The organism is Polaribacter sp. Q13 (assembly GCF_016858305.2).
In the GTDB taxonomy this organism is placed as follows: Bacteria; Bacteroidota; Bacteroidia; order Flavobacteriales; family Flavobacteriaceae; genus Polaribacter.
In genome coordinates, this window is record NZ_CP074436.1 from 3,846,339 (window position 1) to 3,872,094 (window position 25,756).

The following is a 25,756-nucleotide window of genomic DNA, read 5'->3' on the forward strand; positions in this document are numbered from 1 at the left end:
TAAATTTACAGATAAAAATATAAAATAGAAGATTTTTTTTTAACTTATAAAATTTAAAAGATTGAAGAAGTTGTTTTAGAGGTAAACTTCTCTAAGAACAACATTCCTTTATAAGAATTTCCTTTAATATTTAATTTAGGACTCCAAACTGCAATGCAATATTTATCTGGGTGAATGGCAACAATTCCTCCGCCAACGCCACTTTTTCCAGGCAAACCAACACGAAATGCAAACTCGCCAGATTCATCATAAAAACCACAAGTAAGCATAATGGCGTTTACTCTTTTTGCTTGACTCATAGTAAGTACTCTATTTCCTTTAACGGTAGTAAAATTGTCATCCGTTAGGTATAAAAATATTTGCGAAAGTTCTTTGCAGGTCATTTCTAAAGAACACATGTAGAAATAAAAATCCAATACGTTATCTACATCATTTTTAATGTTTCCAAAAGATTTTATAAAGTTACATAAGGCTACATTTCTATAGCCAGAAGCTTTTTCCGATAGCGCTACTTCCTCGTTATATGCTAAAGTAGGAATGTTAGAAACTTCTTTACAGAAGTCTAAAAAGTCTTCTTTTGGGTTTTTAAGATGACTAAGTAAAACATCACAAATAACAATGGCACCGGCATTTATAAAAGGATTTCTAGGTTTTCCTAAATCTGCTTCTAATTGTAATAAAGAGTTAAACGGATTTCCAGAGGGTTCTACATCCACTCTTTCCCATAATTTGGCACCTTCAAATTTGTAAGCTAAGGTTAAAGAAAGAATTTTGGTAATACTTTGTACAGAGAATTTTTTATTAAAATCGCCAACTCCAAAAGAGTTCTTATCGATGGTGGTAATACTAATTCCAAAATTATTTGGATCTACAAATGCCAATTCCGGAATATAACTGGCCACTTTACCAATATCATCTACATTTTTAACGTCGTTATAAACGCATTCAATTACTTCTTTATAATTTTCCATAGATTTTTGCTGATATTAGGTATCGCAAACTTATTCGAAAATTCTTTAAGAAACAACAAAAGGGTATAAAGTATAAAAGGAACCACGATACTGTAATTCCTTTTTAGTTATCGATGTCATTCCGAAATGAGACTTTTTTATGATTGAGAAATCTCATGATTTAGATCTAGAAAAAATGAAAAAAAAATAAGATGTTGAAACAAGTTTAGGATGTTAAGGTTTAGTCTTTTTAGATCTTTGTGCAACTTGTAGGTAATCACTCAAGAGTACACGTTATAGTTCTGGAAGTAATTTTTTTCCTTATTGAAATATTCTTGTATCAAAAGGAAAATTCTGTATTTTAGTTATTTTTATCTTTTTAAAGTCTTTATGATATGGGTTTATCAAATAATTAAAATCTCCTTGTACCACTGCAGACGGAACTTTTAAGAGACAAGCTTCCATGGCATCTATAAAGTCATCTCCAATTTTTTTTGTAACGGAATTAAAAGGATTACTGTTCCAATTTTCAATTAGTTTTTTCACATCAATTTTTTGGATAGAAACAGCATCCGGAACATCAATAGTAATCATCACATAGTCTTTAGGCAAAGTAGCAATTGTTAAATGTACGGCAACTTCTGCCATTGCCAAAGCTCTGCTTTCTGCTGTATAAATAATTTCAGTTCCTTTAGAATTCCATCTATTGTTAGATTTTTCGGCTCCTTTTCCGTTAAATTCCGTAGCGTATTTTCGTTTAGATAGTCTAAAGATATTCATTAGGCAAAAACTCCGTGCTCTATTCTATTTAATTCTTCCATCACTAATTCTTTACCGTAAGAATCTTTTATGAGTTCTGCAGGTTTTAAATTATGAAGCGCATAAGAGGGTGTATTTAACCATAAATAAAATTGTTCTTTAGAATCGAAAACCTCTTTACCAAGGTTATTAACTTCTGCTAATTCTATTATCTTTTCTGTATGTATTGGTTTAAAAACAAAAGTAGCATCGTTACTATATCTTTGTAAAGACTTTGTAGAAATATTTAAATAGCTAGCCCAATCTTCTTCAGTAAACGGAATGATACGCTTAATAGCATTAAATATTTTAAAAGGTAAACCGTTTTTAATAACCTGAATAATAAGCATTTTGTTTTCAAAGAATTCTGAAAATGTGATGTTTTCTTTGTTAAAACTAAAGGGAGAATTTAATACATAACTACTTATTGCTTCGTTAACAGCGGTAAAATCTGATGTGTTTTCTTTATAAACCATAACTTAATACATTTGACTACTAATTTAAGACTTTTGTCTTTATTTAAAAAACATTTTTACATTTTTTTTCTTTAATAAATATTATTTAAAAGGTTTTTACTATTGATTACAGTGTGTTATGAAATATTTTAACATAAAAAAAGGAACTACATTGCTGTAATTCCTTTTATTTATCGATGTCATTCCGAAATGAGACTATTTTGTTCTTTCGACTTCGCTCAAGATAAACTAATAAGAAATCTTAGTATTTTCATCTAAAAATCACTATTATTTGGACTATTTTTAATAGAATCTACACAAATTTAATTTCAATTTACTTTTGATGTTTTACCAATTTTCAAAGGGCTGCAATGAGCGATAAAGCAACCGAAATAGAATCATTTTTAAACGAATTTTATTTTGAGTATAAAATATTTAAGTTTTAATACTAAATAACAGCGAGTGTATTTATAGTCGTTTTTTAAGTAATTGAAGCTTTATATATACTATCTATAGCACTGTCTAAAGCCAATGAAAACTCATCTGTACTTTGTTGAAATTTTAAATTGTTTAAAAGAGCTCTAGAAAAACTAGCTATTACACCTTTATTTTTAGCTAATAATGTGTTTGCTGTTTCAATATCATACCCTCCAGAAAGTGCAAATACTCTAATAACTTTAGGGTGGTTTACTAAGTCTTTATAAAAATCTGGAACTGTTGGTAATGTTAATTTTAAAATAACAGATTGATTTTCGTCTAACTTATCTAATTCTAACAGAATATTTTGCTTTAAAAGGGCTTCAATTTCAACTTTGTCTTTCGCATGAATATCAACTTCTGGTTCTAGAATAGGAATTAAACCACATTCAAGAATATCTAAACCAAAAGCAAATTGTTGTTTTACAATATCTCTAATTCCGTTTAAATTGTTTTCATAAATTACAGAACGCATTTTTGTTCCGAATATGCCTAATTTCTTAGCTTCAGATAAACGAGACTTCATGTTTGGTATGGGTTTCATTAATTTAGCACCCTCTTTAAGATTTTCCAATCCTTTATCAATTTTTAAAAAAGGGACAATATGTTTTTCTAATAAATAAGAAGGTACGGGCTTTTTATCTATTAAACCATTCATTGTTCTTTCAAAAAGAATGACACCTAAAATTTTATTTGGAGTAAAGTTTTTATCAGAAATTACTCGAGTACGCATATCATGAATGAGTTGGAACATCTCTGTTTCATCTTTATATTGATCCTCTGCAATACCGTAACCTAATAGTGCTTTTGGTGTACTTCCTCCACTCTGATCTAAAGCGGCAATAAATCCTTTACCTTCCTTAATGCTTTTTAATTGCTCTTGAAATGTGTACATGAAATTATGATTTTAGTATTAAAAAAAAAACTAGTTTTTTAGCTATATAAAGGTGCAAAAAGTTAATTCATTCAACAACAAAAAGAACATAAAAAAACCGTTAAATTTTATTTAAAAATTTGCTGTTTTTATTTGCTGACATGATTATGTTATTTTGATAGTGAGTATTTTAGAGGTGTTAAAAAATATAAATGCAATAGAATAATACGAGATGCTGTTGTTTTTTAAATTGTAAATAATTCTATTCAAATTAAATTTATTAAATAAAGGTCTTAGTTCTAATGTTTCTGTGTAAATAATTATAATTCAAATAGTTATTGTGTGTATTGGCAGTTTCTTATAAAAAAAGAGCAATAAAAAAAGGAACTACATTGCTGTAATTCCTTTTGTGATTTATAAGATTCCTCAATCGCCTAAAAGGGCTCATTTCGGAATGACATATGTTATATTGTAGTTAAACTATCTCTACAAACAAACCTTCGTCTGTTTTAGAAACTTTAGCTACTTTATGTTTAGTTAAACCTTTAATGGTTTTATCCCATTTTTTGTTAGACAAGCCAGATTTTACTTTTAAATCATTTAAATCTATTTTTTCTACTTTGGTAATAATTGCCAAAAGTGCTTTTTCATCATCATTCAATTCAACAGAAGCAGCCTTTTTCTCTGGTCTCATTTGAGGGAAGAAAAGTACTTCTTGTATCGATTGATTGTTGGTTAAAAACATAATTAAACGGTCCATTCCAATTCCCATTCCAGACGTTGGTGGCATTCCGTATTCTAAAGCTCTTAAGAAATCTTCATCAATAAATTCGGTAGCTTCATCATCACCTTTTTGCGCCAATTTAAGTTGATGCTCAAAACGCTCACGTTGATCAATTGGGTCATTCAATTCAGAATATGCATTTGCAATTTCTTTACCACAAACCATTAATTCAAAACGCTCTGTTAATTCTGGGTTGTCTCTGTGTTCTTTACAAAGAGGAGACATTTCTTTCGGGTAATCTGTAATAAAAGTAGGCTGAATGTAATTTGCTTCACATTTTTCACCAAAAATTTCATCAATTAATTTTCCTTTCCCCATGGTTTCATCCACAGGAATATTCATTCCTTTTGCAGCCGTTCTAATTTCATCTTCAGTTTTTCCAGTAATGTCAAAACCAGTAAAATGTTTAATAGAATCTGCCATTGTAACTCTGGCGTACGGTGCTTTAAAATCTATTTTGTGTTCACCAAAAGTAGCTTCAGAAGTTCCGTTTACAGCTATTGCACAATGCTCTAAAAGTTTTTCAGAAAAGTCCATCATCCAATTGTAATCTTTGTAAGAAACATAGATTTCCATGGCTGTAAATTCAGGATTATGAGTTCTGTCCATTCCTTCATTTCTAAAGTTTTTAGAGAATTCATACACACCATCAAAACCACCAACAATTAGTCTTTTTAAATACAATTCATTAGCTATTCTCATGTATAAGGGAATGTCTAATGAGTTATGGTGTGTCATAAAAGGTCTTGCTGCAGCTCCTCCAGGAATTGGTTGTAAAACCGGAGTTTCAACTTCAAAATAACCAGCGTCATTAAAGAAAGAACGCATAGCATTAAATAATTTTGTTCTTTTAATAAACACCTCTTTTACATGCGGATTTACAACTAAATCTGCATATCGCTGTCTGTATCTTAATTCTGGATCTGTAAAAGCATCATACGTAACACCATCTTTTACTTTAGGTAAAGGCAATGGTTTTAAAGACTTACTTAACAACGTAAAATTCTTAACACGCACTGTTTTTTCTCCCACTTTAGTGGTAAACAATTCACCTTCAATTCCTACAAAATCACCTAAATCTAGTAATTTTTTAAAAACATCATTGTACAAGGTTTTATCCTCTCCAGCACAAATTTCATCTCTGTTAAAATACACTTGTATTCTACCTTCTCCATCTTGCAATTGCGCAAAAGAAGCCTTTCCTTGTATGTTGATAGACATTAATCTACCAGCAATAATTACCTTTTTTCCCTCAACATAATCCTTCTTTATTTCTTTAGAATTAGAATCTACAGGATATAAATCTGCAGGATACGGATTGATGCCTAAAGCGCGTAATTTTACAAGCTTTTCTCTACGTACAACTTCTTGTTCTGATAATTGCATTTGCTGTTTAGTTTTCTGATGTTTATTTAAGAACGCAAAGATACAATCAAATGCATTAATAGCCAATTGAGAATAAAATAAAAAACAGTAACTTTATTTGAGAATATTTAAAAACTTCGTATATTTGTCGGCTGCTTTTTGTTAGGGCAGCATTAGTTGTGTTGTTTTGGCGCTTTAGTAAAAGCGTCGTGGTTTTGTTAACCAATGGAAAGCTTCCCTGAAACGGGACGCTTTTTTTTTACCCTGAATTTATTTCAGGGTCTCACTTTTTTATGTGATGTGGCAATTTTACTATTAAGTGTAATTCTTTTTTTTTTGTAGCTATTTCCAGCTTTCCGCACTCGCTTTTTTTATCCTGAAAAAGGAATAAAAAAGAGCTCAAACAATTGCTTCAATCTGGGCTAGACTTGTTTGCAGGCTTATAGTACTAGAGTGATTTTTATGCTGTATCTATGTTTTCAATGTTTCTATGTGTTCAATTTTTAAAAGAAATTTTCTTTAAATTCCCAAAACTGAATAACAAACAGCACAAAATAAATAACAGAAATAGAGAATTTAATCGTCGTAGAAGCTAAAAATCCAATGAAGGCCCCAAAAGAAGCTTTTAAAGCTCGGTTGGTGTCTTTACTATCATAAAGCAATTCCCCAATTAGCGCACCTAAAAAAGTACCAACCAACATACCAAACGGAATAGGAGAGAGCAAGCCAACAATTAATCCGATTGTAGTTCCGTAGACTCCATATTTAGTGCCGCCAAACCGTTTCGTTCCCATAGCAGGAATAAAGTAATCGAGAATCCAAATTAGAATGGCTAATCCTAAAGTAATACCTAAGAAAGTCCAATCCATCGGAATAATCTTGGTAAAATGTAATAAAAGTAAACCTATCCAACTTGTTAAAGGTCCGGGTAAAATTGGTAAAAATGAGCCAATAATGCCTAAGCAAACAAAAAGAAAGCCTAGAAGTAATAAAAATATATCCATAGTTTATAAATGATAATACTCGCTTAAAGTCAATAATAATGCCAGGTTTTTAGTTGTAAGACGATTCAAAATAAACCTTGTTACCATTATTCAGCTATAAACCTTGTTTTAATAATGACTAAAATATTAACAGAAGTAGAATAGCAGATTATTGAAGTAATTTGGTATTTGTAAGGAGCTTCTTTAAAAGAAGTAATTGATAGATTAGCTATACGAAAACTTTTATATAATACCATTTCTATAATTATTGGAATTTTAAAAAATTGTTATTGAGGAGTTTTCTGTTTGGGGTAATATAAATCTACAGCAACCAAAGTTTATATAAATTATAGATTGGTTATTTTTATGGGTTTAAATGAGGAGTTTTTTGAGTGTTAAATCTTTAGAATAAAAGTCGTTAAAGTTTTGTAAATTCACACTTTAATTAAAAGTATGTATTTAAGGTTTTTATCTTTTTTAATAATGATGGTTTTTATCACTTCGTGTGATTTATTTTGTCCTTCGAAAAGCAATAATACTGTAGCTTTAGATACGATTGTAGATTTTTCTTCTGTAGATACTTTTCCCTCTTTTAAAGGTTGTGATGCTATTATTGATAAACAACAAAAAGCAGATTGTTTTAGAGCAACTATCCATCAAAAGATGGGAGAAGAGCTGCAACAATACCATTTATCGGTTAAAGATTCTATCGACGAAATTGTGTATGTGGATGTTATTATTAATGCTGACGGAATTTTTAGTTTAGATACAATTCAGTCTTCAGAAAATATTAAAAAGGAATTACCAAAGTTAGATAGCTTATTAAAAGCAAGTGTAGAAAATCTTCCAAAAATCTATCCAGCAAATAAACGCGGAATTCCGGTTACTACAAAATATAGATTACCAATTAGAATTCAACTAACTGAATAACTTTGCTACCGCAAAACTTAGCAACAACAATTTTCATTTCGACGAGAGGAGAAATCGCATAACAGTGATCACAAAATCCCAATCAAACTTTATGAGATTTCTCTCTACTTTCGAAATGACAAAACTGTATGTTATCCTTTTTTTTTGCATAAAAAAAAACTCAAACAACTGAATGTTTGAGTTTCTATTTTTTAATAAATATTAAAAGAATACAAATGGCAACTTGGTTGCCGTTGCCTTAATTCAACATTTTCCAAAGTTTGTCTTTCAATTCTTGTAATCCTTTTTGAGCAACAGAAGATATAAATATAGCTTCGACACCTTTTGGTAAATCTGCTTTTATTTCTGCCTCTAATTCCTCATCTAACATATCTGTTTTAGAAATGGCTAATAAACGGTCTTTATCTAACAATTCTGGATTGTGTTGTTTTAGCTCGTTTAAAAGAATTTGATATTCTTTATTAATGTCATCACTATCCGCAGGAACTAAGAATAACAACGCCGAATTACGTTCTATATGACGTAAAAAACGATGTCCTAAACCTTTTCCTTCTGCAGCACCTTCTATAATTCCTGGAATATCTGCAATTACAAATGTTTGATGATTTCTATGTTCTACAATTCCTAAATTAGGTTTTAAAGTAGTAAAAGCATAATCTGCAATTTTTGGTTTTGCAGAAGTCAATACTGATAATAAAGTAGATTTTCCTGCATTAGGGAAACCAACCAAACCAACATCTGCCAATAGTTTTAATTCCATTCTAAACCAGCCATCAAAACCATCCATTCCAGGTTGTGCATATCTTGGTGTTTGATTTGTAGAAGATTTAAAGTTCCAGTTTCCTAGTCCTCCTTTTCCTCCACGTAATAAAATTACTTCTTTTTGATGTTCTGTAATTTCTATAATTACTTCATCTGTATCTGCATCTTTAATAATGGTACCTAAAGGCACATCAATATAAATGTCTTCTGCATCTGCACCAGAACTTCTACTAGCACTTCCGCCACCACCACTTTCGGCTCTAAAGTGACGTTTGAATTTTAGGTGAAATAAGGTCCACATGTTTTTATCACCTCGTAAAATAATGTGTCCTCCACGTCCACCATCTCCACCGTCAGGTCCACCTTTGGTAATATACTTTTCTCTATGTAAATGCATAGAACCTTGTCCGCCTTTACCAGAAGAAGCGTATATTTTTATGTAATCGACAAAATTTCCTTCAGTCATTTTTGTTGTGTAATTGTGTAAATGTTTAAATGTGTAATTGTTCGTGTTTGTTTAAACAATTAAACGCTTAAACAGTTACACTTTTTATAAAGTATCAAATACTTTTGCAATTCTTTGCGTAATTTCTTCAATAGAACCCAAACCATTAACGCCATAGTATTTATTTTGAGCGTCAAAATAATCTTTTAAAACAGCTGTTTTGGTGTTGTATTCGTTAAAACGGTTTCTAATTTTACTTTCATCAGTATCATCTGTTCTTCCGCTTGTTTTTCCTCTTTCTAATAAACGAGTTACTAGAGCATCTTCAGGTACCTCTAAAGCTACCATTCCGTTTATTTGTTCCCCTTTTTCAGCTAAAAAAGCATCTAAAGCTTCTGCTTGAGACTCTGTTCTTGGAAAACCATCAAAAATAAAACCGTTGGCATCTGCATTTTTTTCTACTTCTGCTTTTAGCATATTAATAGTTACTTCATCCGGAACTAAATCTCCTTCATCCATATATTTTTTAGCTAACAAACCTAATTCTGTTTGGTTTTTAATGTTAAAACGGAATACATCTCCTGTAGAGATATGTACTAAGTTATACATGTCCTTTAAAAAATCTGCTTGTGTTCCTTTTCCTGCTCCTGGAGGGCCAAATAATACGATGTTTTTCATTTTAGGTTGTGTTGATAGTTGATAAATTGCTGGGTAATTTCTACCTAAACCATTATAATCTAATCCGTAACCAACAATAAATTTATCTTCAATTCCTTTTCCGATATAATCTATTGGTAATTCTTTTCTAAATACGTCTGGTTTAAAAAATAACGTTGCAATTTTTAATTGTTTTAAATTTTTATCCCTAAAGATATTATAAATTTCTTGAAGTGTGTTTCCTGTATCAATAATATCTTCTAATATAATTACAGTTCTTCCTGTTAAATCTTCATTAATACCTACCAACTGTTTTACGTTTTCTGTAGAAGACGTACCATTATACGAAGCTAATTTTACAAATGAAACTTCACAATCTCCATTAAACTCCCTTATAAAGTCGGCAGCAAATAAAAAGCAACCATTTAAAATACCTACAAAAATAGGAACTTCTCCTTTAGGTAAGTCTGCTTTTACTTGAACGGCTAATGTTTTTACTATTACTGCTATTTCTTCCTTGTTGATAAAAGGTTTAAAATATAGATCTTGAAGTTTAATAATGCTCATTAGAATGTAAATTTTATATCTATTTGTGTAATGAAAAAACCGTTTTTAATCTGATAGTTACAAATTAAAAACGGTTTCAATATATCTAAAAATTAGTTTAATTATTTTTTTCTTCTTTTTTAGAGGTATCAAACATAATTGGTGTTGCCACAAATAATGATGAATATGTACCTACAACTACTCCAATAATTAAGGCAAACATAAATCCTTTAATAGAATCTCCTCCAAATAAGAAGATTGCTAACATTACTAATAATGTTGTTAAAGAGGTGTTTATTGTTCGTCCTAGAGTAGAGCTTAATGCTTTGTCTACAACCTCGCTATATTTCCAGTTTGGGTGTGTTCCTGTAAATTCTCTAACTCTATCAAAAATTACTACCGTATCATTTATGGAGTACCCGACCACTGTTAGAATTGCAGCAATAAATGATTGACCTATTTCCATATCAAAAGGCATAAATTTATATAAGATAGAAAATAAACCTAATACAATTAATACATCATGAAAAACGGCAACTACTGCACCAATACTAAATGATATTTTTCTAAATCTTAATAAGATGTATAAGAATACCACTAATAAAGAACCAAAAACGGCATATAATGCTGATGTTTTAATATCATCTGCAATGGTTGGTTCTACTTTCATATAACTCATTACACCAGAACCTTCTTTTTCGAAACCTGGTTTAAAGTTTTTGTACGTAGTATTTCCTAAATAAGGTTTTAAACCTGTAAATAAAGCAGTCTGAACTTGGTCATCTACATCTTGTCCTTCTTCATCAATTTTATAAACAGTTGTTATTTTTAATTGATGATCAGAACCGTACGTTTTTACTTCTGGAGCTGTACCAAAAGCATCTTTTAAGGTAGAAGCAACTTCTGTCGCGTTCATTGTTTGATCGAAACGAACAACATAAGAACGTCCTCCTTTAAAGTCTACACCTTGCTTTAACCCGATAGAGAAAATAGAAATGATACCTGCAACAATAATAGATCCAGAAATGAAATATGCAATTTTACGTTTTCTTAAGAACTCTACATTTATATTTTGGAACCATCCTTTAGAGATAGAAGTATTAAAAGTTAAACTGTTTCCTTTATTAATAGATCTGTCAATTAACAAACGAGTAATAAATACCGCTGTAAATAATGAGGTTAAAATACCAATCATTAATGTTAAAGCAAAACCTTTAATTGGTCCTGTTCCAAAAACATATAAGATAATACCAGTTAATAAAGTTGTAATATTTGCATCAATAATTGCAGATAAAGCTCCTTTAATAGAGAAACCTTCATCTACAGATTGTTTTAATCCTTTTTTTATGGCTAAACTTTCTTTAATCCTCTCAAAGATAATAACGTTTGCATCTACAGACATACCAATAGTTAAGATAATACCAGCAATACCAGGTAATGTTAACACGGCGTTGAAAGAAGCTAAAATTCCGAAGATAAATAAGATGTTTACAGCTAAAGCGATATCTGCATACAAACCAGCTTTACCATAGTATAAAATCATCCAAACTAAAACTAATAAAATAGCTAAACCAAAAGATTGAATACTGTGATCTATAGATTCTTGTCCTAAAGATGGCCCAACAACTTCTGCTTGAATTATTCTAGCTGCAGCTGGTAATTTACCTGCTTTTAAAACGGTAGCAATATCTTCTGCTTCTGTAATAGTCATACTTCCACCAGAAATAGATGTTCTACCCCCTGTAATAGGATTGTTAACCGAAGGAGCAGTGTACACATAGTTGTCTAATACAACAGCAACAAATTTACCTTGGTTTTCGGTAGTCATTTTTGCCCATTGTTTAGTCCCAGAACTATTCATAGTCATACTAACCTCTGGTTTATTCATTTGGTCAAATACTTGAGAAGCATCTAAAATAACATCACCCTCAATATTCGCTTTACCACTGCGGCTTCCTTTAATGGCATATAAACCAATTAATTCTGTTCCGTCTGTTCCTTTGTTAGATTTATAATCCCATAAGAATTTAACGTATTTTAATTCTTTAGGTAATAATGCTTTAACTTCTTTTCTTTTTAATAAACTATTTACAGTAGCAGTATCTAAAACTCTAGCTTGTGCAACTAAAGAACTCATTTGTTGTTGAGATTGTGCTACGTTAGGAAATAAATAAGTAAAAAGATTTTTTTGATTTACACTTGTAGAATCTTTTGTTTCTCCTAATAAATCATCAATATCATCTGTTTTAGTAGAATCTACAGCTTTTTTTAGAACGGTGTTGTCTTTTAAAAGTTCTGCAACTTTAGCATTTGCAGTAAAAAAGTAATTTTGAACTTCTGCATTTGTATATACTTCCCAAAACTGTAATTCTGCTTTACTAGTAATTAAACGAGTAACACGCTCAATATCTTTAGCACCTGGCAATTCAATCTGAATTCTACCAGAGTTTCCAATTCTTTGAATGTTTGGTTGTGTAACACCAAATTTATCAATTCTACTTCTTAATACTTCAAAAGCAGTACCAATAGAACTGTTAATTTCTTCTTGTAATGTTTCTTTTACAGTAGCATTTGCTTCATTAAAAGTGATTTTTTCGCTTAAAGCTTTTGTTCCAAAAATAGAAGGATCACTTAATTTCGTATCGCCAGCAACTTTTTCAAATTCTTCAAAGAATAAGTCTAAATATGTAGCATTACTGTTTTTTTGAGCTTCGTCTGCAGCGTCTAAGGCTTTGTTAAAAGCAACGTTTTTAGAATCGTTAGCTAAGCTTTTTAAAACTTCTTTTACAGATACTTGTAAAATAGCGTTAATACCACCTTTTAAATCTAGACCAAGATTCATCTCTTTGTCTTTAACATCATTGTAGCTGTAAGATGTAATACCTAAATTAATGATGTCTTTGTTTGCAACACTGTCTAAGTACTTTCTTTCAAAAGCAGCTTTCTGTCTTGAATCAATATTATCACCTTTACTTTCTGCATAACTAATTGCATTATCTTCTACTTTGGTAGCTAAGAATGTAAATGATAATTGGTATAAACTCACTAATCCAAAAAGGATAGCAAATAACTTTATAAGTCCTTTATTCTGCATTTTATATGTATTTTATAATCAAATTTTTAAAAACGAGCAAATATATAGTTTCTCGTAAAACCTGACAATTATTTTTGTTGATTGTTTTTTGTTATTATGAGTTTGGTACTCATGATTTTAAAGTAGTATTTTTAAAATGTAAATGAATACATTTTTTTTAGCTATAGAAGCTTTGCGGACCTGCTCTAACTTCAGGTTCATTGTAAGAAGTTCTATCCTTTATAAAAGGATGATTTTTATGGATTTTATAAGAATTTTTAAAGAGTTGATTTTCTTTGTATTGCGTTGTTTTTTTTACGAAAGCAACATAATTAAAAGTGCTAATTTTATCAGAATAATATTTAACATCAAGAACAAAATTGAAATCAGAATTAGAAATATCACTTTGGTTGGTTAACTCATGAATATCAATATTGTAATTAGAAGAATGCTTGTTTTTTTCTTTATGATCAGAACTTTGATTTAAAACTAAGTTATGATCCTTGTAAAGCTCTTCTTTAATGTTGTTAATATGAGAAGTACTATAGTACGAAATTTTTAAGGTACCGTTGTGTGTCTTATTAATTTGAATATTTGCAACACCAATTGCTAGTAGTTTTTCTTTTACTTCGGCTATTGTGTTATCTATGTCTTTTTTGTTGATTTTTACATCAACAAATTCAAGAACAATTTCTTGATTAGGTAAAGTAACCTCCTCGTGAAACGCTCCGAAACAAATAAATAGTAAGAATAAAGTACAGATGTACCATTTTGCCTTCATACGTCAAATATATAAAAAAGATTGCGTTATGGTTGTGCGATCATACATCTTATTCATTTTTTAAAATTAATGTAATACTTAACCTTATTTCCCCATAAGAAATTTCTTCGTTTAGTTTGTCGTAAATGGGTTTCAATTCTATTTTTCTTTCCAATTCATTAAAAGCAATTCGTACTTTATCTACAACTTCTTTATCTACAAGTTCTTCTAAATCCACTTCTTTGCCTTCCATATATAATTGTGATAGATGTGAAAAAATGGTGGTAATAGATAAACTTCTTTCTTGGGCAATTTCGGCTGGTTTTAAACCTTTTTTAAATAAATTAAATGTGTTTTGAATGGTGCTAATTTTTCTCGGTTTCGCTACATTTTTAAAGGTACGAATCACACTCATAAATTCTTCACCATATTTTTCCATTTTGTTCATTCCAACTCCGGAAATTGCTAAAAATTCATTTTCTGTTGTAGGCAGTTCACTAGCCATTAATTTTAGAGATTTGTCATTAAAAATAATATAAGCAGGCATTTTCTCTTCCTTGGCTATGGCGTATCGTATTTTTTTTAGCTCTGTAAATAGGTCCTTATTTACTGCTCCTTCTGTTGCTGTTTTTACTACTTTTTCTTTTTTCTTTTTATCTTTAGAGGCAATAGGAGTTGTTAAACGAATTGTTTTTTCTCCTTTTAAAACTTTCCACCCAATGGGTGATATTTTTAGAGCAGAATTTTCGCTGTACATAATTTCTATCAATCCTTGATTTGCCATTTGAATTACATAATCTCGCCAATCGAAAAAACTGACATCTTTTCCTATGCCGTACGTTTTTAGATTAAAATATTGTTTAGAATGGATGTCTGCATTATTACTTCCTCTTAACACGTTTATTAACATGGTAATTCCATCTTTTTCACCCATTCTTGCAATTCCAGAAAGTGCTTTTTGTGTTAAAATAGTGCCTTCAAAGTCTTTTGGCGGATTTTCGCAAACATCACAATTGCCACAGTTTTCGGAAAGGTGTTCTCCAAAATAAGATAATAGTATTTTTCTTCTACACGATTTAGCTTCTGCAAATTGAAGCATTCTATTTAATTTTTCTTTTTGCATGGCGGTATTTGCTCCGTCGTCTGCAAATTGACTATACAATACAAAATCTCTCATATTGTAATACAGTATGGTTTCTGATGGCAATCCATCTCTTCCTGCTCTTCCTATTTCTTGATAATAGCCTTCTAAGTTTTTTGGTAAATTGTAATGAATTACAAAACGAACATTAGATTTGTCAATTCCCATTCCGAAAGCAATGGTAGCAACCACTATTTTTATATCATCATTTATAAAATCAGTTTGTGTACTTTCTCTTTCTTCATGATTCATTCCTGCATGATAAAATGCTACAGAATGTCCTTCTGCTTTAAGATAACTGGCTACTTCTTCTGTATTTTTTCTACTTAAACAGTAAATAATACCACTTTCGTTTTTTCTTCGTTGTATAAAATTGGCAATTTCTTGTAGTTTTTTCTTTTTAGCGACTTGTCCTCTAACTTCTATGCTTAAATTTTTTCGATCAAAAGAAGAGATAAATAATTTAGAATTTTTTAAACCTAATTGTTCTTCAATATCTTTTCTAGCAGATTTATCCGCGGTAGCGGTTAATGCCATAAAAGGTATTTCTGGTAAAGAGTTTCTAAAATGTTTTAATTGTGTGTATTCTGGTCTAAAATCATGTCCCCACATACTAACACAATGTGCTTCATCAATAGCTACTAATTTTATGTTTAATTCTTTTAACCAAGTGTTGCTTACGGATATTAATTTTTCTGGGGATAAATAAAGTAGTTGTAATTCTCCATTAATTGCTCTGCCAATTACATCGTTTTCTTCTTGTGGAGAAATAGAACTGTTAAAAAAATCGGCTTTTATTCCGTTAGATTTTAGCGCTTGTACTTGATCTTTCATTAAAGATATAAGCGGTGAAACTACAATGGTAATTCCATCAAAAATTAATGCAGGAATTTGGAAGCAAATAGATTTTCCTCCTCCAGTTGGCATTAAAACAAAACTGTCTTTTCCGTCTATAGTTCTGGTGATAATTTCTTCCTGTAAAGGACGGAAATTTTCATAACCATATACATTTTTTAATAGTGTATGTATTTGTTTTTTCAATTTTTAAGCAATTAGGTAACAAATATACGTGTTTTACATTTTTGAAAATAGATAAGATGTTTATTTGAATTACAGAAAATAGGGGCGTAAAAAAGCCTCAAAGAAGATCTTTGAGGCTTTTTGCATTTTAGAAAATATATTGAGTAAGCTTTTAAGGCTTATTACAATTCTAATAATCCGTTTGTTTTAGAAACACCTTCTGCAGATTTTTGCATGTGAGCTTTTTCAGTATCAGTTAAGCTAATCTCTACAATGCTTTCAATTCCGTTTTTACCTAAAACAACAGGTACACCAATACAAAGGTCATTTAAACCATATTCACCTTCTAATAAAGTAGAACAAGGGAAAACTTTCTTTTGGTCGCAAGCAATTGCTTGTACTAAAGCGCTTACTGCAGCACCTGGAGCATACCAAGCAGAAGTACCTAATAAACCAGTTAAGGTTGCACCACCAACTTTAGTGTCTTGCATAACTTGTTCTAATCTTTCTTCAGAAATAAATTCTGAAACAGGAACAGAGTTACGAGTAGCTAAACGAGTTAAAGGAACCATACCTACATCAGAGTGACCACCAATTACCATACCATCAACATCAGAAATAGGTGCTCCTAAAGCTTCTGCTAATCTGTATTTAAAACGAGCTGAGTCTAATGCTCCACCCATTCCAATAATTCTGTTTTTAGGTAATCCTGTAGTTTTATGAACTAAATAAGTCATAGTATCCATAGGATTAGAAACCACAATAATAATTGTGTTTGGAGAGTGTTCTATTAAATTAGATGAAACTGTTTTTACAATTCCTGCGTTTATTCCAATTAATTCTTCACGAGTCATTCCTGGCTTACGTGGAATACCAGAGGTAATTACACAAACATCAGAATTTGCTGTTTTAGAATAATCATTTGTACTTCCAGAGATTTTGGTATCAAAACCATTTAAAGAAGCTGTTTGCATTAAGTCCATTGCTTTTCCTTCTGCAAAACCTTCTTTAATGTCTAAGATAACAACTTCTGAAGCGAAGTCTTTAATTGCGATGTATTCTGCACAACTTGCACCTACTGCACCTGCTCCTACTACGGTAACTTTCATATTTATTATTTTTAGATTTATAATCAATTTTAACTCTAACAAAAGTACGAAATTTACTTAAGTTTTAATTGCTAAAAAAGTAAAAAGACACCTTAATAGTGTGTCTTTCTACGAAATGGATTTCGAACTATTTTATCTGATGCTAAATGCAATACCTGCATTTACCGTGTTGTATTCTTGTAGTGTATAACTTCCAAAAATCTTAAAGAAACCAAAACTTAATCTTGCTCCGATTGTAGATGTTAATCCACCAACTTTGTAGTTTAAGTTTAAAGGGTCTACAAGTGTTTTTCGGTATGTTTGACCAAGTCCTCCTGAATATTCTAATTCGTAAGTTCCGTTTATGTTTAAAGAAGAAGAGCCGCTAACGTATCCAATACCACCATAAACATTTATAAAAGGGAAGTTTAATGAAGCTAAAGCTTGTACTGTGTAAGAATCTAATTTTAATTCTCCTAAACCGTCAGTTATGGTTACTCCATTTTCGTTAGGATCGTCTATAGTACTTGTAACTGTCATATTCGTAAAAGCACCCATTATTGAAACATGAAGAGGTAACTTGTCTAAAGGGCCAAACCAATCGGTAATTTCTTTTTTAATTCCTAAACCAAATAATTTTCCTTTTACATCATCGCTACCTACTTCTGGTATAACACGTACAGTTGCTTCAAATTGATAAGGTAGGCCTAAGCTTATTTGTACTGATGGAGTTGGTGCTGCGTTTAAAGGTAAATCGTCTCCAAAACCATCTGGCATTGTAAAGTTTCTCACTAATTCTGGGTGGATACCATTATTTATAGTAGGGTCTGAGTTTGCAGGTATGGTTACCTCAAAACCATTTTGTAAAGCACTATCACCACTCCCTAAAACGGTAGGAGAAGTAATTGGGTTTTGTGTAATTTTATCGGATAAGTTTAATGAATTTACATTAAAGATTTCTTTATCAGATGGAACAAGGGAAAGATTAGCGCCTATTGTGATGTCAAAACCTAGTGTTTTGTGAACTTTTGCTGTATGAAACCAACCGCTGCTCATCCCGTAAATAAAGCCTTCTGCTACTGGTTTTAAATAAGCTTCTGTAAGTAGGTTTGCGTCTGAAATATCGGCAAAAAGAATGTTCTCTAAACCATCTTGAGCTTTTGCGTTAAATGCTAAGGCGAATACGCCGATAAAAATTAAAATACTCTTTTTCATGGTTAATGGGGTTTAGTTGGTAATTGGTTAAATGTTTGTTAATTTTTTTGCTAAAATAGATAAATAAATCAATAATAAAAGTTTAGAGTCATTATATTGGTTGTAAGAAGTCAAATTTCACTATATCTAGGTATTGATTTTTTTTAGTTTGATGAGGAATTTATAAGCATAATTTTAAAAAGACTTAGGTCTGCAATGCTAAAAAGATATAAGGTTTTATAAACTCATTTTATTTTATTCAGAATTTTAATCGACTCAAAATAAATTCTATGTAAAGAAATAAGGTAATTTAATTTTAGAATGTTGTGAAAATAGATTGAATTATTTTTAATGAAAAGTAATCGGAAAAGTAACGATTTATTGATTTGTAAAATGTTTAAATCAGTATTGCGTAGTTAACTAAAGTATTTGATGATTATAGTGGGGCTTGTAGCGAATTTCATCAAAAAAAATACACATTCCTATTACTAGAAATGTGTATCATATAAATTATTTAGATAAAAATACTATACGTCTATGTTTGCGTATTTAGCGTTTCTTTCTATAAAGTCTCTACGAGGTGGTACATCGTCTCCCATTAACATAGAGAAAACTCTATCTGCTTCTGCAGGACTGTCTATAATCACTTTTCTAAGAGTTCTAAATTCAGGATTCATGGTAGTATCCCATAGTTGTTCTGCGTTCATCTCTCCAAGACCTTTATAACGTTGGATTGCTGCAGATCCACCCATTTTTTGAACGATTAAATCACGTTGATTGTCATCCCAAGCATATTCTCTTTTTTGTCCTTTTTTAACTAAGTATAAAGGAGGTGTTGCAATATAAATATAACCTTGCTCTACCATCTCTCTCATGTATCTAAAAAAGAAGGTTAATATTAAGGTAGCAATATGCGATCCATCTACATCGGCATCACACATAATAACTACTTTATGATAACGGATTTTAGAAAGGTTTAAAGCTCTTGGGTCTTCTTCTGTACCAATAGAAACACCTAAGGCAGTAAACATGTTTTTGATCTCTTCATTTTCAAAAACTTTATGTTGCATTGCTTTTTCCACGTTCAAAATCTTTCCACGTAGTGGTAAAATTGCTTGAAAGTTTCTATCTCTACCTTGTTTTGCTGTTCCACCTGCAGAATCTCCCTCAACTAAGAAAATTTCACATTGTTCTGGGTCTGTTTCTGAACAGTCAGATAATTTACCAGGTAAACCACCAATAGACATTACTGTTTTACGCTGTACCATTTCTCTGGCTTTACGTGCAGCGTGTCTTGCGGTTGCAGCTAATATTACTTTCTGAACAATTGTTTTAGCATCATTTGGGTTTTCTTCTAAATAATCAGTTAACATTTCTGAAACTGCTTGCGAAACTGCAGCAGAAACTTCTCTGTTCCCTAATTTTGTTTTTGTTTGCCCTTCAAACTGTGGTTCTGCCACTTTTACAGAAACGATTGCCGTTAATCCTTCACGGAAATCATCACCAGCAATATCAAATTTTACATTTTTTAATAAACCAGATTCATCAGCATACTTTTTTAAAGTTCCTGTTAATCCACGTCTAAAACCAGATAAGTGCGTTCCTCCTTCGTGTGTATTAATGTTGTTTACATAAGAATGTAAGTTCTCTGCATACGAAGTATTATATACCATAGCAACTTCAACAGGAATTCCGTTTTTTTCGCCTTCCATAGAAATTACTTGCGATGTTAATTGCTCGCGCGTAGAATCTAAATATTTAATAAATTCGGGTAAACCTTCATCAGAATGAAAAATTTCTGAAATAAAGTTTCCTTCATCATCTGTTTCACGTTTGTCTGTTAAGGTAATGGTGATCCCTTTATTTAAAAACGATAACTCGCGCATACGAGTTGCAAGTGTTTCGTAGTTAAATATTGTAGTTTGTTTAAAGATAGATTTGTCTGGTAAAAAAGTAACAATTGTACCTGTAAAATCAGTTTCTCCAATGGTTTTAACTGGGTATAATGCTTTACCTTGAGAGTACTCTTGTCTCCAAACTTTACCATCTTTATGCACTGTTGCTACTAAAAGGTCAGAAAGTGCATTTACACAAGAAACACCAACACCGTGTAAACCTCCAGAAACTTTATAAGAATCTTTATCGAATTTACCACCAGCACCAATCTTTGTCATTACTACTTGTAATGCAGAAACGCCTTCTTTTTCGTGCATTCCAACCGGAATTCCACGTCCATTATCTTTGGTTGTAACAGAATTGTCTTCGTTTATGGTAACATCAATTGTATCACAATAACCACCCATTGCTTCATCAATAGAGTTATCTACAACTTCGTATACTAAATGGTGTAAACCACGTACACCAACATCTCCAATATACATGGAAGGACGCATTCTTACATGCTCCATTCCTTCCAGTGCCTGAATACTGGAAGCATCATATTCTTTTTTAATTTCTTCGCTCATTATATAAAAGTAAATTAATGTTTTTTAAATTGATGAAATTCAGCTTCGAAAAGCGAAATTCATAATCTCAAATTTACAATTAATAAAGCGATTTTAAAAGCTTTTTAGTGATTTTAGTCTAAAATTATCAACATTTATTAATTTCATAAAAGTGCTTTAAATCGCTTAAAAATGATGTTAGATTAAATTTTGATATTTTTTGTTTTAATGTCAAATTTAGAAAATTTTAAAATCGCTTAAAACTTTTGTTTTAAAACTATAAAATAGCAGACATTCTTCGTTAGAAGGAATATCAGTACGATATTAAGGTGTTGTTAATATGAGTAAGTTAAGTTTATGATTCTTGGTTTAAAGTAGCTTATTTCACTGTTAAATTGATTAATAATTTATAAATCAGTAATTAATGTAAAAGTGTTTTTTTGGTTAAGGCAAACAATATTAATATTCTGAAACCTTGGTGTTATTGTTTTGTAAACTATCTATATAGAATAGGTTCTAATGATTAAAAAAGTAACCATTGTATGATTTTAAGTTAACAAATGTCTCGTAGTACTAAGATAAATTTGTGTTCTAATTTAATTTTAAACTCAAATAGATGCAATTTAAATTTTTACTTACATTTTTAACACTTTTTAGTCTAATTAGTACAAACGCACAAAATACAGGCGTGTTAAAAGGAACTATTACTACAGAGCAAGGAGAACCAATAATGGGAGCAAATGTTCATATAAAAAAAATAGCAAAAGGAACAACTTCAAATGAAAATGGTGCGTTTTTATTGAATAAGATTGCAAAAGATAGTTATTTGGTAGAAGTATCTTATTTAGGTTACAATACAATCGTCAAAAAAGTAGTAATTAATAAGGTAGAAACAATATTTAATGTTGTTTTAAAAGAAAGTGCTTATCAGTTAGAAGGTGTTGTAGTAACGTCTCAAAAAAGAGAGCAAAAAAATAAAGATGTGCCTATTGCAATCACCTCTTATGGAACAGATTTTTTAGAAAATCAAGGAACATTTGAATATGATGCTTTGTCAGAATATGTACCAGGTTTTCAAGTGCAAATTCAAAGTGTAAATAACCCCGGAATTGTAGTAAGAGGAATTACAAGTGATAGTGGTGATTCTAGAGTAGAACCAAGAGTCTCTATTTTTCAAGACGGAGTTTCAATTAGTAAATCTAGAGGTTCTGTTGTAGAATTATATGATATAGAACGTGTAGAGGTTTTAAAAGGACCACAAGGTACGTTGTTTGGTAGAGGAGCTCAAATTGGGGCAATGCATATTATTCAGAATAAAGCAAAAAATGAAACTTCTGGTGCTGTAAAATTAGGGTATGGTAATTTTAATCAATTTTTAGCAACAGGACATTATAATGCTCCCTTAGTAGAGGATAAATTGTTTTTTAGAGCTGCTGCCATATATAATAAAAGAGATGGATATATCGAAAACCTTTCTGGTGGAGATTTAAACGGAAAAGAAACAGTTGCTTTTAGAACCTCATTTAGATATTTATTAAATGATGATACAACTTTAGATCTTATTGCAAACTGGCAACAAGATACGCCTCCGGGAACTTCTTTTAAAAGTGGAACTTATGCACCTTTAGGTGGAGATACAAACCCGAATACTTTTGCAGATTTAGAAAGGGGAGAAGAATTAGGTTTAGACAGAACTGTTTGGGGTGTTACTGCAATTTTAAAACATGAATTAAATGATGTTTGGGATGTAACTTCTACAACAGCTTACAGAAAATTTAATTCTGATGAAGCTTTTGATGCAGACGGAACTGCGGCTCCTGCTTTATTTTTCCATGAGATATCAGAAGGAAAACAATTTAGTCAAGAGGTTAGATTTAATTTTGATACTGATGCTGAATTTAGAGGTTTTTTTGGTGGAAACTTCTTTTATGAAAAAGGATCACAAACCGTACCTTGGGAATATAATGAGCAAAGTGTTGCAATGTTATTCTTAAACCCTACTTTTTTGGTTTCAAACGGATTTCCAATTTTGGCGTCAAATTTACCAGATGATCCAGCTACATTTGGACCTCTTGCAGGTGCTACTTTAAAATCTTTTAATACTGAATCCAATAAAAATTTTGGAGAAAACTATTCGGGAGATATTTTTGCTGATGCTTCTTATGATTTCACAGATAAATTATCTGTTACTTTAGGATTAAGAGCTACTTGGGAAAACATTAATGCGGGGTATCAAGTAACGGATTCAGAAAATCCTTCTGTTTTAGGTCGTTTATTAGGGAATTATCCTAATGTGTTATTTACGACTACAAACGGAGGAAAAATAGAAGCGAGCGAAAACTTTTTATCAGCAGTGGGTCGTTTTGCCGTAAATTATGATGTGAATGAGGCAATTACATTATTTGGTACCGCTTCTAGAGGGAGAAGACCAAATGTTATTAATGTAACGGCAACAGAAACAAATGTATTATCAGATGAAACTGTTTGGTCTTATGAGGTAGGTGCAAAATCATTGTTTTTAAATAATAAATTACAATTTGATATAAATGCATATATGTATGAGTATTCAAATTTTCAAACAACTATTTCTAAATTTGAAGATGGGGTACTTACGTCAACGCCAGAAGATAGTGGAAGTGCAAGTTCTTTTGGTTTTGAAACGGCTATGCAGTATGCGTTTTCAAAAACATCAAGCTTTTTTGCAAACTATAGTTATATAGACGCTTCTTTTGATGACGAAGACTCTAATGGAAATGCACAAGCTTTAGCAGGAAATACATTTAGATTAACACCTAAGAATTCTTTTTCTGCAGGATTTAATATCAATATAGATGCTACTAAAAACTTACGTTACTTTTTTAGACCCACTTATACGTATAAATCTAAAGTATTTTTTGAAGAGACTAATTTGCCAGATATTTCTCAAGACGGTTATGGTATCTTAAATTTTAAAACAGGTCTTGTAATCAACAAAGATTATGAACTTACCTTTTTTATGAATAATGCTTTAAATAAAGAATTTATTGTTGATGCAGGTAATACTGGTGGTGCTTTTGGTATTCCGACTTTTATTGCAGGTGCGCCAAGATTTTTTGGAGTACAAGTAAAAGCGAACTTTTAAGAACGCTTATAATTTAATAGAAAAGCTATCTTAATTTATTTTAACAAATATTTTTGATAGCTTTTTTAAAAACACAATTTATCATGCAAAAAACATTTTTAACTTCGCTTTTATTAATAGCCTTTAATTTTACGGTTTTAGGTCAAGAAGTAAAAACGATTATGACCATTGAAAGTATTGTAAAAAAGAAAGAGGATAGTAATAAAAACATCAAACCCAATAATGATGCTAGAATTATTTGGGCTGATAATTATAAAAATAAACAATCTGATATTGCATTTGTCTATTTACATGGTTTTGGCGCAAGTAGTAGGGAAGGAGAGCCAATAATGAGTATGCTTTCTAAAAAATACAATGCCAATGTTTACTTATCTCGTTTAAAAGAACACGGCATACAGAGGGACGATAGTTTTAAGAAACTAACTCCAGAAAATTATTTAGAAACAGCAAAAGAAGCATTGTCAATTGGTAAAATAATTGGTAAAAAAGTAATTTTAGTAAGTACGTCTACTGGCGGAACTTTAAGTCTAAAATTAGCATCAGAAGATGCTTCTATTCTTGGTCTAATTATGTATTCTCCATTTGTCGGACTTAAAAATCCTGCTTTTGCAGCAATTACAACTCCAGAAGGTAAAGCCGGATTTATCAAAATGAACGGTAGTGAAATTACAAAACAAATAAGACCCGAAGAAGAAGCGAAGTATTGGTCTACTTCGTATCATGTTAATGGTTATGAGGCTTTGATAAAAATGTTACTAGATAACATGAAACCAGCAACTTTTGCTAAAGTTAAGATTCCTGTATTTGTTGGGTATTATTATAAGAATGACAAAGAACAAGATCAAGTGGTTTCTGTTGCTGCAATTTTAAAAATGTATGATGGTTTAGGAACTCCTGCGGATAAAAAAACAAAAGTTGCTTTTCCAGAAGCAGGAAACCATGTTATTGCATGCGATTTAAGATCTAAAGATTGGCAAGGTGTTTATAATGAAACGGTAACTTTTATTGATGAGGTGATTTTAGGGAAAGAACAAAAGTTCTATTTTGATTTACAAGGTCATCGTGGAGCAAGAGGTTTATCACCAGAAAATACAATTCAGGCTTTTGAAAAGGCATTAGAATTAGGTGTAAATACGTTGGAGTTAGATGTGGTTATTAGTGAAGATCATAAAGTGGTTGTTTCTCATGAGCCTTGGTTAAATGAAAATGTTACTTTAGATGCTAAAGGAAATCGTATTACAAAAGAAGAAGCTTCTGCATTTAATATGTATAAAAATAAATACAAAAAGATAAAAAGTTATGATGTAGGTTCTATTGGAAATCTTAAGTTTTTAGAACAGAAAAAAGAGAAAGCATATAAACCTTTATTATCTGAAGTGATTGCTTTTGCGGAAGCAGAAAATGAAGAGATTCGTTATAATATTGAAATTAAAAGTACTCCTGATGATGAGAAAAATGGTTTTCAACCTGCTGTGGCAGAATTTTCTGATCTTGTAATTAATCAATTAAAAAAAGCAAAATTACCTTTAGAAAGAATAACGGTTCAAAGTTTTGATCCTCGTGTTTTAGAATACATTCATAAAAAATATCCAACATTTACTTTGGCATTTTTAACGTATCAAAATGATTTTGAAACGAATATGAAAATGTTAAGTTTTGTACCAAAAATTTACAGTCCGTATTTTGTTTTATTGAATAAAGATGAAATAAAAACGATTCACAATAATAAGATGAAAGTAATTCCTTGGACGGTAAATAAAAAAGAGGATATGGTAAACCTACTAAAAATGAGTGTTGATGGAATTATTACCGATTACCCCAATATTGCAATTCCTTTAAGAAAATAAGTTTATTTTAATAAAAACTGTAAAATCCCCCAATTTTATCGT

At 30.8% G+C, this 25,756-nt stretch carries 17 protein-coding genes; 3 read left to right on the forward strand and 14 right to left on the reverse strand.

Annotated features, from left to right (window positions below):
- Positions 1-53: 53 nt before the first annotated feature.
- From JOP69_RS16245 to JOP69_RS16270, 6 genes are all read right to left on the reverse strand, one after another.
- Positions 54-971 carry a glutaminase gene (locus tag JOP69_RS16245; RefSeq protein ID WP_203391950.1) on the reverse strand — a complete coding sequence of 306 codons (918 nt, stop codon included), beginning with the start codon at positions 969-971 and terminating at the stop codon, positions 54-56.
- A gap of 300 nt (positions 972-1,271) precedes the next feature.
- Positions 1,272-1,730 (reverse strand): RES family NAD+ phosphorylase, encoded by a 459-nt coding sequence (locus JOP69_RS16250; protein ID WP_203391951.1) that lies wholly within the window; start codon positions 1,728-1,730, stop codon positions 1,272-1,274.
- On the reverse strand, positions 1,730-2,224 hold the full coding sequence (locus JOP69_RS16255; protein ID WP_203391952.1) for an antitoxin Xre/MbcA/ParS toxin-binding domain-containing protein: 495 nt from the start codon (positions 2,222-2,224) through the stop codon (positions 1,730-1,732). The genes JOP69_RS16250 and JOP69_RS16255 overlap by 1 nt, the downstream gene beginning before the upstream one ends.
- Before the next feature lie 460 nt (positions 2,225-2,684).
- The gene (locus tag JOP69_RS16260; protein ID WP_203391953.1) at positions 2,685-3,575 is read right to left on the reverse strand and encodes a fructose bisphosphate aldolase; all 891 of its coding nucleotides are present in this window, start codon (positions 3,573-3,575) and stop codon (positions 2,685-2,687) included.
- Positions 3,576-4,029: 454 nt separating this feature from the next.
- The gene (gene lysS / locus JOP69_RS16265) at positions 4,030-5,724 is read right to left on the reverse strand and encodes a lysine--tRNA ligase (RefSeq protein ID WP_203391954.1); all 1,695 of its coding nucleotides are present in this window, start codon (positions 5,722-5,724) and stop codon (positions 4,030-4,032) included.
- Positions 5,725-6,206: 482 nt separating this feature from the next.
- Positions 6,207-6,707 carry a DUF456 domain-containing protein gene (locus JOP69_RS16270; RefSeq protein ID WP_203391955.1) on the reverse strand — a complete coding sequence of 167 codons (501 nt, stop codon included), beginning with the start codon at positions 6,705-6,707 and terminating at the stop codon, positions 6,207-6,209.
- Between the two features lie 462 nt (positions 6,708-7,169).
- On the opposite strand from JOP69_RS16270, the gene JOP69_RS16275 reads away from it, so the two are divergent.
- Complete coding sequence (locus JOP69_RS16275) at positions 7,170-7,616, forward strand: hypothetical protein (RefSeq protein ID WP_252191135.1); 447 nt, start codon at positions 7,170-7,172, stop codon at positions 7,614-7,616.
- Between the two features lie 238 nt (positions 7,617-7,854).
- On the opposite strand, the gene obgE is transcribed toward JOP69_RS16275, so the two are convergent.
- From obgE to gyrB, 8 genes are all read right to left on the reverse strand, one after another.
- A complete protein-coding gene (gene obgE, locus JOP69_RS16280) occupies positions 7,855-8,844 on the reverse strand; it encodes a GTPase ObgE (protein WP_203391957.1) in 990 nt (329 codons plus the stop codon).
- An 84-nt stretch (positions 8,845-8,928) separates the two neighbouring features.
- The gene (locus JOP69_RS16285) at positions 8,929-10,047 is read right to left on the reverse strand and encodes an adenylate kinase (protein ID WP_203391958.1); all 1,119 of its coding nucleotides are present in this window, start codon (positions 10,045-10,047) and stop codon (positions 8,929-8,931) included.
- A 97-nt stretch (positions 10,048-10,144) separates the two neighbouring features.
- Positions 10,145-13,120 (reverse strand): protein translocase subunit SecDF, encoded by a 2,976-nt coding sequence (secDF, locus tag JOP69_RS16290; protein ID WP_203391959.1) that lies wholly within the window; start codon positions 13,118-13,120, stop codon positions 10,145-10,147.
- Positions 13,121-13,277: 157 nt separating this feature from the next.
- Positions 13,278-13,880 (reverse strand): hypothetical protein, encoded by a 603-nt coding sequence (locus JOP69_RS16295; protein WP_203391960.1) that lies wholly within the window; start codon positions 13,878-13,880, stop codon positions 13,278-13,280.
- A gap of 49 nt (positions 13,881-13,929) precedes the next feature.
- Positions 13,930-16,041 (reverse strand): DNA helicase RecQ, encoded by a 2,112-nt coding sequence (gene recQ, locus JOP69_RS16300; RefSeq protein WP_203391961.1) that lies wholly within the window; start codon positions 16,039-16,041, stop codon positions 13,930-13,932.
- 161 nt (positions 16,042-16,202) lie between these two features.
- On the reverse strand, positions 16,203-17,129 hold the full coding sequence (gene mdh / locus JOP69_RS16305; RefSeq protein WP_203391962.1) for a malate dehydrogenase: 927 nt from the start codon (positions 17,127-17,129) through the stop codon (positions 16,203-16,205).
- Positions 17,130-17,261: 132 nt separating this feature from the next.
- The gene (locus JOP69_RS16310) at positions 17,262-18,323 is read right to left on the reverse strand and encodes a DUF6588 family protein (protein WP_203391963.1); all 1,062 of its coding nucleotides are present in this window, start codon (positions 18,321-18,323) and stop codon (positions 17,262-17,264) included.
- A gap of 506 nt (positions 18,324-18,829) precedes the next feature.
- Complete coding sequence (gyrB, locus tag JOP69_RS16315) at positions 18,830-20,767, reverse strand: DNA topoisomerase (ATP-hydrolyzing) subunit B (protein ID WP_203391964.1); 1,938 nt, start codon at positions 20,765-20,767, stop codon at positions 18,830-18,832.
- A 595-nt stretch (positions 20,768-21,362) separates the two neighbouring features.
- On the opposite strand from gyrB, the gene JOP69_RS16320 reads away from it, so the two are divergent.
- Both JOP69_RS16320 and JOP69_RS16325 read left to right on the forward strand, forming a co-directional pair.
- Entirely contained in the window at positions 21,363-23,867 is a 2,505-nt protein-coding gene (locus JOP69_RS16320; RefSeq protein WP_203391965.1) for a TonB-dependent receptor, read from the forward strand.
- Between the two features lie 83 nt (positions 23,868-23,950).
- Entirely contained in the window at positions 23,951-25,714 is a 1,764-nt protein-coding gene (locus tag JOP69_RS16325) for a glycerophosphodiester phosphodiesterase family protein (RefSeq protein ID WP_203391966.1), read from the forward strand.
- The last annotated feature ends 42 nt before the right edge of the window (positions 25,715-25,756 follow it).

Excerpts from the sequence above, each read along its gene's own strand:
- JOP69_RS16320 (WP_203391965.1), top strand. The coding sequence starts at position 21,363 with ATGCAATTTAAATTTTTACTTACATTTTTAACACTTTTTAGTCTAATT.
- JOP69_RS16245 (WP_203391950.1), bottom strand. The coding sequence starts at position 971 with ATGGAAAATTATAAAGAAGTAATTGAATGCGTTTATAACGACGTTAAA.
- JOP69_RS16295 (WP_203391960.1), bottom strand. The coding sequence starts at position 13,880 with ATGAAGGCAAAATGGTACATCTGTACTTTATTCTTACTATTTATTTGT.
- JOP69_RS16285 (WP_203391958.1), bottom strand. The coding sequence starts at position 10,047 with ATGAGCATTATTAAACTTCAAGATCTATATTTTAAACCTTTTATCAAC.
- mdh (WP_203391962.1), bottom strand. The coding sequence starts at position 17,129 with ATGAAAGTTACCGTAGTAGGAGCAGGTGCAGTAGGTGCAAGTTGTGCA.
- gyrB (WP_203391964.1), bottom strand. The coding sequence starts at position 20,767 with ATGAGCGAAGAAATTAAAAAAGAATATGATGCTTCCAGTATTCAGGCA.
- obgE (WP_203391957.1), bottom strand. The coding sequence starts at position 8,844 with ATGACTGAAGGAAATTTTGTCGATTACATAAAAATATACGCTTCTTCT.
- secDF (WP_203391959.1), bottom strand. The coding sequence starts at position 13,120 with ATGCAGAATAAAGGACTTATAAAGTTATTTGCTATCCTTTTTGGATTA.
- JOP69_RS16250 (WP_203391951.1), bottom strand. The coding sequence starts at position 1,730 with ATGAATATCTTTAGACTATCTAAACGAAAATACGCTACGGAATTTAAC.
- JOP69_RS16270 (WP_203391955.1), bottom strand. The coding sequence starts at position 6,707 with ATGGATATATTTTTATTACTTCTAGGCTTTCTTTTTGTTTGCTTAGGC.
- JOP69_RS16260 (WP_203391953.1), bottom strand. The coding sequence starts at position 3,575 with ATGTACACATTTCAAGAGCAATTAAAAAGCATTAAGGAAGGTAAAGGA.
- JOP69_RS16255 (WP_203391952.1), bottom strand. The coding sequence starts at position 2,224 with ATGGTTTATAAAGAAAACACATCAGATTTTACCGCTGTTAACGAAGCA.
- JOP69_RS16275 (WP_252191135.1), top strand. The coding sequence starts at position 7,170 with ATGATGGTTTTTATCACTTCGTGTGATTTATTTTGTCCTTCGAAAAGC.
- lysS (WP_203391954.1), bottom strand. The coding sequence starts at position 5,724 with ATGCAATTATCAGAACAAGAAGTTGTACGTAGAGAAAAGCTTGTAAAA.
- JOP69_RS16325 (WP_203391966.1), top strand. The coding sequence starts at position 23,951 with ATGCAAAAAACATTTTTAACTTCGCTTTTATTAATAGCCTTTAATTTT.
- JOP69_RS16310 (WP_203391963.1), bottom strand. The coding sequence starts at position 18,323 with ATGAAAAAGAGTATTTTAATTTTTATCGGCGTATTCGCCTTAGCATTT.